Origin of the sequence: Streptosporangium sp. NPDC002721, assembly GCF_042888905.1 — a bacterium.
Taxonomy (GTDB): Bacteria; Actinomycetota; Actinomycetes; order Streptosporangiales; family Streptosporangiaceae; genus Streptosporangium.
Genome location: NZ_JBIAQI010000006.1, coordinates 350,491 through 363,115, shown reverse-complemented (window position 1 = coordinate 363,115; position 12,625 = coordinate 350,491). Strand labels below are relative to the sequence as shown.

9 protein-coding genes are annotated in these 12,625 nt (G+C 69.3%); 4 read left to right on the top strand and 5 right to left on the bottom strand.

Annotation, left to right across the window (positions count from 1 at the left end; genetic code table 11):
* The first annotated feature begins 232 nt into the window (after positions 1-232).
* On the top strand, positions 233-2,602 hold the full coding sequence (locus ACFYWM_RS10755) for a glycosyl hydrolase 53 family protein (protein WP_389911916.1): 2,370 nt from the start codon (positions 233-235) through the stop codon (positions 2,600-2,602).
* 444 nt (positions 2,603-3,046) lie between these two features.
* Here the strand turns inward: ACFYWM_RS10755 and ACFYWM_RS10750 are convergent, their stop codons facing one another.
* Together ACFYWM_RS10750 and ACFYWM_RS10745 are read right to left on the bottom strand one after the other, a co-directional pair.
* Positions 3,047-4,519, bottom strand: coding sequence for an RICIN domain-containing protein (locus ACFYWM_RS10750; RefSeq protein WP_389911914.1), 1,473 nt, complete (start codon positions 4,517-4,519; stop codon positions 3,047-3,049).
* Between the two features lie 243 nt (positions 4,520-4,762).
* Positions 4,763-5,749, bottom strand: a complete 987-nt coding sequence (locus ACFYWM_RS10745; RefSeq protein WP_389911912.1) for a hypothetical protein — start codon at positions 5,747-5,749, stop codon at positions 4,763-4,765.
* A gap of 884 nt (positions 5,750-6,633) precedes the next feature.
* Here ACFYWM_RS10745 and ACFYWM_RS10740 point away from each other — a divergent pair.
* The gene (locus tag ACFYWM_RS10740; protein WP_389911909.1) at positions 6,634-7,425 is read left to right on the top strand and encodes a beta-galactosidase; all 792 of its coding nucleotides are present in this window, start codon (positions 6,634-6,636) and stop codon (positions 7,423-7,425) included.
* 176 nt (positions 7,426-7,601) lie between these two features.
* Positions 7,602-8,702, top strand: a complete 1,101-nt coding sequence (locus tag ACFYWM_RS10735) for a Gfo/Idh/MocA family protein (RefSeq protein WP_389911906.1) — start codon at positions 7,602-7,604, stop codon at positions 8,700-8,702.
* Between the two features lie 30 nt (positions 8,703-8,732).
* On the opposite strand, the gene ACFYWM_RS10730 is transcribed toward ACFYWM_RS10735, so the two are convergent.
* Positions 8,733-8,948, bottom strand: coding sequence for a hypothetical protein (locus tag ACFYWM_RS10730; RefSeq protein ID WP_389911903.1), 216 nt, complete (start codon positions 8,946-8,948; stop codon positions 8,733-8,735).
* A gap of 161 nt (positions 8,949-9,109) precedes the next feature.
* On the opposite strand from ACFYWM_RS10730, the gene ACFYWM_RS10725 reads away from it, so the two are divergent.
* Positions 9,110-10,606: a DUF1996 domain-containing protein gene (locus ACFYWM_RS10725; protein WP_389911900.1), complete on the top strand. Its 1,497-nt coding sequence runs from the start codon at positions 9,110-9,112 to the stop codon at positions 10,604-10,606.
* 147 nt (positions 10,607-10,753) lie between these two features.
* On the opposite strand, the gene ACFYWM_RS10720 is transcribed toward ACFYWM_RS10725, so the two are convergent.
* Together ACFYWM_RS10720 and ACFYWM_RS10715 are read right to left on the bottom strand one after the other, a co-directional pair.
* Positions 10,754-12,406, bottom strand: a complete 1,653-nt coding sequence (locus ACFYWM_RS10720) for a glycoside hydrolase family 27 protein (protein WP_389911897.1) — start codon at positions 12,404-12,406, stop codon at positions 10,754-10,756.
* Positions 12,403-12,612: a hypothetical protein gene (locus ACFYWM_RS10715; RefSeq protein ID WP_389911895.1), complete on the bottom strand. Its 210-nt coding sequence runs from the start codon at positions 12,610-12,612 to the stop codon at positions 12,403-12,405. Before ACFYWM_RS10715 ends, ACFYWM_RS10720 begins: the two co-directional genes overlap by 4 nt.
* Positions 12,613-12,625 lie beyond the last annotated feature (13 nt).

The following is a 12,625-nucleotide window of genomic DNA, read 5'->3' as shown; positions in this document are numbered from 1 at the left end:
AGCAGACGGGCTACAACCAGCCCGCCTACCCCGGCTTCTACCTGGCCACCGACCTCGACTGGGCCAAGGTCCCCGTACCCAGGATCCGATGACCCACCGCTGAGAGGCCGGGGCGTCCGAGAGCGGGACCGCCCTGGCCTCTCAGCCGTGCGGAGACGGCATCCGTCACACGCGGCCGCCCAGGGCGCCGTGTTCACCGGCCACAAGCTCGGGCAGAGATGGGAAACAGGAAATGACGCGCAGGCATCCCCTCCGCACGATATTAGGCATCACCACCACGATCTCGCTGCTCTGCGGCGCGGCGACGTTCGGGCCGGCCCTCCCGGCCTCCGCGCTGCACGGCGACGCGCGGATCAAGCCGATCGAGAGCAACCTCAGCGCCAAGTCATGGGCGGGCGTCAAGGCCGGCAGCGGGGCCTCCACCGCAGACCTGGCGATCGACCAGGACGAGCAGACCGCGTGGATCGCCGGGGCCACGCCTTCGCGCCAGTGGCTGACCCTCGATCTGGGCGGGACCTACGACAACGTGAGGAAGGTCAGGGTCGTCTTCCCGGACGCGGGAGCGGTCTACCAGTACGTGATCGAGTCGTCGGCGGACGGCGCCGGCTGGCGCGTCATCGCCGACCATTCGGCCAACCACCGGCCAGGCCGCGGATCGGTCGACCTCTTCACCCAGCCGGGGACGAGGTACGTACGGGTGAGGATCACGGGAGCGTCGCCCGGCGCGACCGTGGGGATCAGCGAACTCGGCGTTTACAACTACCTGCGCGAGGAGCTGGTGCTCGGCTCCGACGCCTCCTGGGTCGACAACGACGTCGCCGAAGGGCGCAGCTACTGGGTGAACCCCTTGGAGGAGGATCGGGGCGCGGGCCCCCACCTGCTCGACGTGCTCAAGGATCGTGGCTTCGAGTACACCCGGCTGCGCATCTTCAACGAACCCCGAAGCGAGGACACGGGCGATCCGCTGGCCACGCCGTACCAGGGTCCGGAGCGATCGGCTGAGGTGGCCAAGTGGGTCAAGGCACGGAACATGGGCCTGGGCGTCGACTTCCACTACGCGGACTCGTGGGCCGATCCGTCGAAGCAGCCCAAGCCGCGGGCCTGGGCCCAGCTGGAGTTCGATGATCTGACCAAAGCCGTGTACGACTACACCTACGCCTACGTCGAGCGGCTGATCGAGCAGGGCACGACACCCGACAAGGTGGCCGTCGGCAACGAGATCGCGAACGGCTTCATGTTCGGCAGTGAGGCCGCGCTGGCCGGCGTGACCAGCCCGCCGTACTTCCGGGACCAGCCGGGGATCTACCAGTCGAAACCCGGCGGCGGCCTGCTCTGGAACTACTGGCGCTCCACCGACCCGGACCAGCGGCGGCTGTACGACGAGGCGTGGGACCGCTTCACCACGCTCTCCGCGGCGGGCATCCGCGCGGTCCGGGATGTGTCGGCCGCCCACGACAAGGACATCAAGGTCGAGACGCACGTCATCACCAGCGGCATCGAGGGCAAGACGCTCGAGTTCTGGAACCAGTACCTGACCCGGATCAAGGCCAAGGGCGTCGACACGGACGTCATCGCCCACTCGTACTACCCGCAGTGGCACGGGTCGCCGGAGTACTACGAGTCCGTCGTCAACGCCGTGGCGGCGGCGCACCCCACGTACGAGATCGAGGTTGCCGAGACGTCGTACCCGGCCTCGGGCGGGAACGGAACCCCGCTTCCCAACTCGCCGTATCCGCGAACCGTCCAGGGGCAGGCGGACGCCTTGCAGCGCGTGTTCCAGATCGTCAACGACATCCCGGACAACCGGGGACTGGGCGTGCTGGCGTGGGAGCCGGCGAGATGGGAATCCCTGTTCCGCGCCGTTCCCGGAATGACGCGCACGTATGAGCCGAACGCCTCGATCGACGTCTTCAGCAAGAGTCACGCGTCGCACGTGGTGGAGGACACCGTGTACTCGGCCGCACGGGTCGGCGGCGAAATCGCCTTACCGGATTCGGTGCGGGTGCTGACCACGGCGGACGGTTCGACCACGCCGGCCTCGGTGGTGTGGGACGCGGTACCGGACGGCGGGACCGGCGCGGCCGGCCGGCTCACGATCCGCGGTTCCACCGCGTTCGGGCCGGTGACGGCGGTGGTCGACGTGGTCGGCGCGTACGTCGCCCTTCACTGCGACCGGACGATCACCGGCCGGTACTCCGGGCAGCTGACGGTGACCCGTGGCGTGACATGCCTGGACCGAGCGACGGTCTCGGGCCCGGTGTCGGTGCGCGCCGGAGCCTCACTGCAGGTGAACGACGCGGTGATCAGAGGCCCGGTGAACGCGGAAGGCGCCGGTACCGTCGTGGTCTGCGACACCGAGGTCCTCGGGCCGGTGAGCGTGTCCGGGACCTCGTCGGTGACGTTCGGCAACCCACGGCTGGGTTGTGCCCGGAACACGATCATCGGCCGGCTGGCGGTGACCGGGACACAACGGTGGAACGTGATCGCCGGGAACGAGATCAACGGCCCGTTGTCGTGCGGCGGCAACGCCGCACCGCCGGTGAACAACGGATTCACCAACGCCGTGACGGGCCCGAAGTCAGGACAGTGCGGCACGCTGTAGCGATCAGGGCCACCGCGCCCTCATCGCCCGCCGCCGGGCTCGCGCCCCGGCGGGAATACCGGGCACCACCGGCGAGCGACGGGAGGAGTCGCGCCACCTCCCTGTGAACCGCGCCTCATCTGGGTCGGCGACGTCGGCATGACGCGCACGTTCCGTTGCCACCGGAAGTGAGCCGGAGCCGAAGAACCCGGTGTAACTCCTGATCAAGGAGGTTTCGGCCGCGGCCGGAGAGCGCCGGGATCGCGCACGCGGTCGCGGTGCCCAGGAGCGAGACGGCGGTGCCGATGCGACTGACCAAGCGGTACACCCGCGTCTTGGCCGGTCGCATCGACACCGCCGTCCGTTGAGCACGAACCCGGGCTGCCCTGCTGACGGTCTTTCGGGCCCGGCTCCTTCAGGCCAACGCCCCGGTGATGCCGAAGACGTTCAGGTAGACGAAGCGAATCAAGCCTGTGCCGCGTTCCGGGTGAACTGCTGGTTCTGCCCGCTGCCGCAGGTGTACTGGATCAGGCGGGTGCCGTCGGCGGTGGAACTGCTCGGGACGTCAAGGCATTTGCCGGAGTGGCGTGCGACCAGCCGCACCCGGCCGCTCCCGGCGTCCTGGGCCTGCCACTGCTGGTTCTGCCCGCTGTTGCAGGTCCACTGGATGATCCTGGCGTTGTCGGCGGTCGAGGCCGCGTCCACGTCGAGGCATTTGCCGGAGTGTCCGGCGACGATCTGGTGATAGCCGGTGCCGAGGTCCCGGACCTCCCAGCGCTGGTTGCCGCCGCCGTTGCAGCCGTACTGGGCGATCTCGGCCCCGTCCGCCGCGGACGCGCTAACCACGTCGACGCACTTGCCCGAGTGCCGTGCCGTGAGGGTGACCGTCGCGGGAGTGCCACCCCCGCCGTCACCCCAGCCGTACCTGAGGCGCTCGGCGCCGGTGGAGTTGCGGATGCTCAAGGTCACGTTGGTGCCGCTGCCCTGAAGGGCGAAGATGGAGTAGCGGTCGTAGCCGTACTCGCTGATCTTTCCCCCGAGCGCGGGCCAGTAGACCGAGCCCATGCGAAGCTCCCGCATGGAGTCGGTGACGGCGCGGAAGTACCGGACGAAGTTGTTGGTGCTGCCCGCGTCGTCGTAGTTCAGGCCGAAGTCCATCTGAGCGCCGAACTCGGTCGTGACCGCGCGCGAGGCGCAGGAGCCCAGCCGCTCGCGGAAGCTCTGGACCCAGCCGGCATAGTCCTTCTCGCCGTAGAAGAAGGCGTAGTGGTGATAGGACAGCAGCGTCCCGGCGAGACGGTTGTCGGCGCAGACCGGCCTGATGTCCTGGCTGTAGCCGGTTCCGCCCACGAGGATCCGGCCCTTCGGGATCGACGGGCGGGCGCTGATCCACGAGGCGGCCATGTTCGTCCACTCGGAGGCGCTGTAGCCGTGGGGCTCGTTCATGGGCTCGAGGTAGACCAGGTCGTTGGAGCCGTACTGGGCGGTCACGGTGTTCCACATGGAGTTGAAGGCGGCCGTGTCGATGACCCGGCCGCCGGAGGCCGCGCCGTCCTCCCAGTAGGCGAGGATCACCTTGAATCCTCGCGCGGTGGCGGCGTCGATCGTGCCGCGGTAGGCGTTCCACCACGCCGAACCGACGGTGTGGGTGTTGACCGGTAACCGGACGGTGTTGACGCCGAGCCGGCTCTCGAACCCGTCGTAGACGGCCTCCGCCTTGGCCAGGACGGTCGCGTAGCCGTCGGACTGGCTCAGTCCGTCGAGGACGAGCGGGCCTGTGACGAAATTGTCGCCCGGTACGGCCCAGTTCACGCCCCTGAACTGGGTGGTGTCGGCGCTGGCCGGCGAGGCGCCCGCGAGGGCGACCACCGGTACCAGCGCCAGCGCGCTGAGAACGCTGAGCAGAATTCGGCGGAGGGGATAGGGGGTACTTGTCATGGCATTGACCTGTCTCGCGGTGCCATATGGCAGGGAACGTTACGAACAGTGCCGGGCCCCTCGCCTCCACGTCGCGAAGGCGGCGCCGACCGGGCGAAGCACCATCACCGACGTTGTCCGTCGTCGACGGATCTCTTCGGCGAGCGAGGATCGGGGGAGTGTGGAAAAACGGCTCCGACCCGCTTGCGGCGGTGACCGGGCGTGGCCACAGGTGATGAGGCGCACCTGAGACGAATCCGCCGGTCAGGCGAGCGCGGGCACCCGCCGCGATCGCGTCGGACCGGGCTGATCCGTCGGGGTCACTCGCCACGGGGCGGGCCGGCGTACCCGATGTTCGGCTGGGGCGGGGTCGATGTCCGCGATGAACCACCGGTCACCGTGGATGATCCCCCGCGGGGCGAGGCTGTAGCGCAGGGTGCCGTCGCCGTTGAGCAGGAACCCGATCTCGCCGACCTCGTCGCGGCCGTCGCCGTCGACGTCTACGATGCGGGTGTTGTGCCCGTCGGGGAGATCCTGCCCGCCGCGCAGGAACTTCCACTGCCGGTTCAGCGAGTGGCCGTCGAACCTCCAGGCGCTGTACATGAGGTTGAAGCCGCCGTTGCCGACGCGGTTCTTCATGTACGCCACGAGGCTGGGAGTGCGGCCGTCCAGGTGGCCGACGCCGAAGCGGGCGTACACAGGGCCGTCGGCGAGGTAGTCGTCCGGGACGGGGGCGGTCGCCCTGGGGGCACCGGTGCGGCCGTCGAGGATGGCGATGGACTGGCGGACGTCGTCGGTCTCGGTGTGCTGGGTGCCGTCGCCGAAGGTGACGCCGTCGGCGACCCGGACGGCCACCTCGGCCCGGCCGTCGCCGTCGAGGTCGTAGACCGTGACACCGTCGTTGTGGCCGACGTCGACGTAGTTGGTGCCCTTGGTGAGAACATCGCGGTTGAGCTTGCGGTACGGCCCGCCGTCGGTGGACCGCTCGACGTCGAAGCCGACGCTCTTGGGGTCGAGTCCGAGCAAACGCCAGCTGACCAGCACCTCCTTCTCGCCCGACCGTACGGCCACCACGCCGCGATCGAGCCGTTCCATGAGCCGCGGACCCGCGCTGTGACCGGCGGCCTGGGCCTGTGCCGGTACCGGGGCGGACACCGCCGGCACCGTGGCCACGCCGACCGTCAGGCCGGTCGGGGCGCAGAGCGCCAGTGCCCTCAGGCGGCGCGTGCCGCCGCGTCGATTTCCTGTCATCATCGGTTTCCTTTTCTGGTGAGGGAACGTGAGCGCGCCGCCCTTCGGCCACTTCGGGCGGACTCCGTCCACGAGCGGGCCGCTCACCGTCGCAACGGCCTCGTGCGTGGCCTCGGCACACGCGGGTCCGGCGTTCATGCCGGGCTGTCATGCGGCACCGCCGCCGTGCTTGAGAGCAGATGCTTGAGAGCAGATCTCGTCGGGACATCGCGGCCAGGGGCGCGCTCCGTTCGAGGAGGCGTAACCCAGTGAAACGACTTATTGTTAAAGCGTTTACTGAGGACCGATGGCATCACGCCCCAGATCCTCTGTCAAGAGGCGCCGCATCGGGGGAAAGGGCGTCCGTCATTCGTCGGAAGCCACGCCCGGCAGGTGATTCAGACAGCGTGCCGAGATGGTCGAGCCGGGTCGCGGCCCTGCGGCCGGTGGACGCCTCCCGCCCGGCGCCCCTTGCGGGAAGGAGAACACCGGCATACGGTTTTGGCTCACGAGATAGTAAACGTTTTCATCATCCTTAGGAGACCGGAATCGCTTCACAGGGCGGGCCACAGGGGGTGCCATCCCGGAATGGACCACCGTGACCGAAACTCATCCCGAGGCCGACGCGACGTCGGCTCGTCGCCACTTCGACTACTCACCCTGGTCCTTCTGGTCCAAGGCCGGTGCGGATGAGCGTTCTCGGCAGCTCGACCTGCGGTGCCGGCTCACCGAGGACCATCCTGGCTTCGAGTTCGCCGGGTCGTGCTTCGTCTCCGAGCTCGCGGCGGTGCAGAACGACGTCCTGCGACTCGGCTCGCGCAGCTACATCGCCGCGGGCGCGTACCTGACGGGGTCGTTGCTGACCGGCCGGGACTGCACGATCAACCCTTACACCGTCGTCCGCGGTGACATCGAGCTCGGTGACGCGGTCCGGATCGGCGCGCACACCTCGCTGCCGGCGTTCAACCACACCGTGTCCAATCCCGATACCGACGTGTTCCGGCAAGCCGCTGGACATCGCCCACCCCCTGTGGCTGACCCGGCACACCGGCTACCGCGCCGAGGAGGTCGTCCCGCCCCGGCTCGCGCCCTACAGCGTCAACCCCTCCGGTCTCCTGGACTTCAAGCGCTTCACCTCCGACGCGATGCTCGAGCTCTACCGCATGGAAAAGTCGATCATCCGCGCCGCGGGTGGCGTCCAGCCCGTCACCACGAACTTCATGGGCGCGTTCGAGCCGATCGACTACCGCTCGTGGGCGGCGGACCTGGACCTGGTCGCCGACGACAGCTACCCCGATCCGGCCGACCCCGCCTCGTTCCGGGAAGCGGCCTTCACCCGGGACCTCATGCGCTCCCTCAAACCGGGGATTCCGTGGGTCCTCATGGAACAGGCCCCGGACGCGGTCAACTGGCGTGCGAGCAACGCGCCGAAGGCGCCGGGGCAGATGGCGGCCCTCAGCGTGCAGGCCGTCGCGCGAGGCGCCGACGGGGTGATGTTCTTCCAGTGGCGCCAGTCCCGATCAGGCTCGGAGAACCTCGGCCTGCCCAACGTCCTGGTCACCCCGCACCTGGCGGGGGCGCAGGGCCGTGAGATGCGGCGTCTCGGCGAGTTCGCGGTGGCCGAGGTGAGCCGGTTCCTCAGTGGCACGCCGCTGCTGGGACGGGTGCAGCCGGAGCAACTTCCCTACATCGCGTGACGAGCCCGCCGGACGCCCGTGCGGCGCTGAGCCTCTGGCCGAGGGCGAGCCGGCCCGAAGCGGCGGTGAAAGGGCCGGGCAGGCCGAGTAAAGTGACGCCGGATCGGGCGGCCGCCTCTTTCGTCAGAGAACCCCGGGCCGAGATCGACGACGCCTGACCCCCAGTGAAGGAACTCATGTCCGAACGTAAACACCGGGCCGCGATCGTCGGCACCGGCGCTATCGCCACCGCCCACGCCGGTGCGCTCGCCGCCTGTGACGGCCGGGCCTCGCTCGTCGCCGTGGCCGACATCGACCTCGGCCGGGCCAGGGACTTCGCCGGCACCTGGAACGTCCCCGCGGCCCACGGCGGCCTGACCGAACTGCTGCGCGAGCACGAGGTCGACCTGGTCCACCTGTGCACCCCGCCGCTCCTGCACACGCCGCTGGCGCTGGAGTGCCTGGAGGCGGGCGTGACCGTGCTGGTGGAGAAGCCTGCCACGCTCTCGCTGGCCGAGTTCGACACCCTGGCCGAGGCCGAGCGCCGCTCGACGGCGCATGTGGCGACCGTCCTGCAGCACCGCTTCGGCGCGGGCGCGCGGCGACTGCGCCGCCTGACCGAGGCCGGCGCACTCGGCCGTCCGCTGCTGGCGACCTGCGCCACCCGGTGGTACCGCGACGAGGCCTACTACGCGGTGTCCTGGCGCGGCACCTGGGAGTCCGAAGGCGGTGGCCCGACGATGGGGCACGGCATCCACCAGTTCGACCTGCTGCTTTCGGTGCTCGGCCCGTGGGCGGAGGTCACCGCGGTCGCCGCCCGCCGGGCCCGTTCCGTCGACACCGAGGACGTGTCGATGGCGATCGTCACGTTCGAGAACGGCGCGCTCGCCACCGTGGTCAACTCGGTGGTCTCACCGCGCCAGACCAGCGCGTTGAGCTTCGACTACGAGCGCGCCACCGTCGAGGTGGAGCACCTGTACGGCTACACCGACGACGACTGGACCCTCACCCCGGCCCCCGGCCATGAGGACATGACCTCCCTGTGGGCCGGGAGCGGCGGCACCGCGCCCAGCGGTCACCAGGACTGGTTCAGCGCCGTGCTCGACGCCCTGGACCGGGGCGAGGCACCCCCGGTGACCAGCCAGGACGCCAGGCGGACGATGGAGTTCATCGCCGCCCTGTACGCCTCCGCCTTCACCGGCGAACGCGTACGCGCCGGGCAGATCACCGCCGGCAACCCGTTCGCGCTGCGCATGGACGGGACCGGCGCCCCATGGCAGAGGGTGAGGATCGAATGACCCTCCGGTGGAAGATCGTGCACTGCGGGATCAGCACCACGTGCTGGGGCAGCATGATCGTGGCCGGCATGAAGGCGAACAGGGGGTACGCAGCCGGAAGCGCAGCCTGGCGAACGCGCAGGCCGCCAGCGAGCAGGTGAGGACATTGCCGGTCACGATCGTGGAGTTGAGCAGGAAGCGCCATGCCGAGCCGTGGTCGTCCAGGGTGAAGGACGTGGCCCAGAGCCCGCGCGGAGCCGGGATCACCGGCCGGAGACGGCGGGGAGCGAGGCGAAAAAAATATTCCGGGCTTTCCGGAAGTTTTCGTTATCCGCCCGCGGCCTGCGGGTCTCCTGTTGTAGCGGCGCCCGCGAGCGTCGCCAGAGGTCCCTTCCACGACTTCCAACAGGACAAGGACTCCATTCACTATGAGCACAACCGCCTCGAGCGGCATTCGAGCCGGACGCGCGTCCGTCGTACGCCAGGTCCGCCGACTGTCGCTGGCCGGTGTTCTCGTCGGCCTGCTGAGCACCTCCGCGGTGAGCGTCGCCTCCCCGGCCGCCGCCGCCGACGTGCCTCTCTCGCAGGGCCGTACCGCCGTCGCCTCCTCGGCGGAGCGCGGTGACCTGTCGGCCGCCGCCGCCGTCGACGGCAAGACCGGCACCCGCTGGGGCAGCAAGTTCAGCGACCCGCAGTGGCTCGCGGTCGACCTCGGCAAGTCCAGCGCCATCAAGCAGATCGTCATCAACTGGGAGAACGCCTACGCCACGGCGTTCCAGATCCAGACCGCCTCCAGCGGTAGCGGTCCCTGGAAGACGGTGCACACCACCACCGCGGGCAAGGGCGGCGTCCAGACCATCAACGTGTCGGCCACCGGCCGGTTCGTGCGGCTGTACGCGACCAAGCGGTCCAGCCAGTACGGCGTCTCGCTGTGGGAGTTCCAGGTCTTCGGCACCGGCTCGGGCACCTCGAACCCGACCCCGAGCTCGACGCCCAAGCCGAGCTCGACCCCCAAGCCGAGCTCGTCCCCGAGCTCGACGCCCAAGCCCAGCGCCACCCCGACCACCACCACCCCCGCCGGTGGCTGGGTGCCGGTGAACCAGGCCGCGTGGAAGAAGACCCTGGACGCCTACAACAAGGTCGCGCCCCAGGCGGTCCCCGCGGGAATCGTGAGGGTCCCTGAGTTCCACACCAACTGCGAGGTGGCCAACGAGGCCAAGGACGACCCGGTCGTGCTGCCCGGCCTGGTCGGCGCCTCCCACATGCACACCTTCTTCGGTCCGAAGGTGACGGCGAACACCACGGTGGAGGACCTGTTCGCGAGCACCACGAACTGTGACGCGCCCGGGGACAACAGCGCCTACTGGGCGCCGACCCTGATGAAGAACGGCAAGCCGGTCCCGATGAAGGACTTCCGCGTGTACTACGGCTCCCGTCTCAAGGACCCGTCGGAGGTCGTGCCGTTCCCGCCGGGCCTGGTCGTGGTGCAGGGCGACGCGAAGCGTCAGGTCCCGACGCCGAAGGGTGCCTCCGGCCAGTTCTGGTGCGCCGGCAGCGCGGAGACCGGCCGTAGCGACGACGGCAACTGGCCCGTCTGCGCGAAGGGCGGCAACCTGATCTACCAGCTGACGTTCCAGGACTGCTGGGACGGCAAGCACATCGACTCGCCCGACCACAAGTCACACATGGGACCGGCCAGGAACGGCACCTGCACCGGCGACTACCCGGTCGCGGTCCCCAACCTCTCGTTCATGCTCGGCTACGACTCCCTCGGCGGTGACGGCCTGTCGCTGTCGTCGGGCCTGCCGTCCTCGATCCACGGGGACTTCATGAACGCGTGGAAGCCGGAGAACCTCGGCGCGCTCGTGAAGGTCTGCATCAACGCGAAGGCCAAGTGCGGCACCACGCCGGGCTGGGGTCGCTGACCGATCCCGGTTCGCCACTTCGTACGACATGAAATGACATGACGTGCCGGTGATCCCGCGTATCGCGGGGTCACCGGCACGCCGCGTTGGGCCGTGGACCGGTCGACGACCGTGCCGGGCAGCCGTCCGGAAGACCGGATGTCGCGATCAGGTGCGGTTCCACCGCTGGTTGGCGGCGCCGGTGCAGGTCCAGATCTGGATCCTGGAGTTGTTGGCCGTGGCGTTGCCGGCCACGTCCAGACACTTGTTCGCGCCGACGGCGGTGATGGTGCCGTCGGAGTTGACGCGCCACTTCTGGTTGTTCTGGCCGTTGCAGTCCCAGATGAGGACGCCGGTTCCGTCGGCGGTGCCGTTGTTGTTGACGTCCAGGCACTTGTTGCCGTAGACCCGCAGCTCACCGGCCGCCGTGGCGGTCCACTGCTGGTTGCTCTGGCCGTTGCAGTCCCAGAGCACCACCAGGGTGCCGTTGGCCTGGGAGGCGCCGGTCACGTCGAGGCACCGGTTCGACCCCACACCCCGGAGCGGGGACGTGGACGCGGTGGGCGTGGGGGTGGGCGTGGGGTCGGGGTTGGGCGTGCCGCCGCTGACCCGGAACACGACGGTGCCGTGCGCCGGCACGCTCGCCGAGATGTTCCCGGTGGTCGAGGTGACGGCGTTGCTCCAGGCGTCGCGCAGGGTGAAGGAGTTGCCGGACAGGCCGATGGCGGACGTGGTGGTGCTGATCGTGGTCGTGCTGCCGCCCTGGTTGAACAGGGCGACCGCGACGTCGCCGTTGCTCAGCCGCTTGGCCAGGATGCGGCGCGTGCCGTCGTTGCCGATCTGGGTGGCCTGGAGGCCGAGCGTGTCCTGGTTGATGGCGATCAGGTGCTGGTTCTTCAGGATCGTGCTGGTCGCGCTGTCCATGTTCCGGACGTCGTTCCCGGCGATCAGCGGCGAGGCCATCATGGCCCACAGCGCGAAGTGGCTGCGCATCTCGGTGTCGTTCATGCCGCCCCGGCCGACCTCCATCATGTCCGGGTCGTTGAACGCCCCCGGCTTGGCGTAGCCCGCCAGCGGCACGGTGACGTTGACGATGTTCTGGATGCCCATCGGGTAGCCGTTGGTCTGGCCGGTGTTCCAGGCGTTGGTGATGTCCTCGGTCGTGCGCCAGATGTTGGCGACGTCGCCCCAGTTGCGCTGCGGGCCGGTCTTCTCGTGGATGCTGTTGGGATTGATGCTGTAGAGGATCGGCCGCCCGGTGGCCGCCAGGGCGTCGCGCATCTTGGCGAAGATGCGCACCTGGTCGTTGATGGTGCCGGTGGGAGAGCACCAGTCGTGCTTCAGGTAGTCGACGCCCCAGGCGGCGAACTGCCGGGCGTCCTGGACCTCGTGGTCGAGGCTGCCGGTCGCGCCGGGGTAGGAGCCGAAGTACTGGGCGCAGGTCTTGTCCAGGGGGGCCTGGTAGATGCCGAACTTCAGCCCTCTGGCGTGCAGGTAGTCGCCGAGCGCCTTCATCCCGCTCGGGAACCGCGACAGGTTGGCCTGGAGGTTCCCGGCGGAGTCGCGGTTGGGGTTCATCCAGCAGTCGTCGACGACGACGTACTGGTAACCCAGGTCACGCATGCCGTTGCTCACCAGGGCGTCGGCCGTCTGCTTGATCAGGGTCTCGTTGATGTTGCAGCCGAAGGTGTTCCAGGTGTTCCACCCCATCGGCGGGGTACGGCCCACACCGTTCTCCAGCGCCTGCGCCTGGGGGGCGGGGGTGAGCGCCACGGTCAGCGCCGCCAGGCTCAGCAGTACCCGTGCTCGTTGTCTTCTCATCGGTGTCGCTCCTCGCGATGGTCGGGCGCCGGCGACCGGGGGGTGGTCGCACTGTCGCCGGTGATGGGGTCGAAGGTGGGGTTCGTGCCGGCCACGAGCGAGCCGTTCCGCCGGGGCGGGACGAAGGCGGTGCTCTCGCCGGCCGTCCGCCGGACGACGAGGGTCATGACCGCGACGGCCGTCAGCGGTGACCGGTGTCCTGGCACGGCGCGTCTCCCG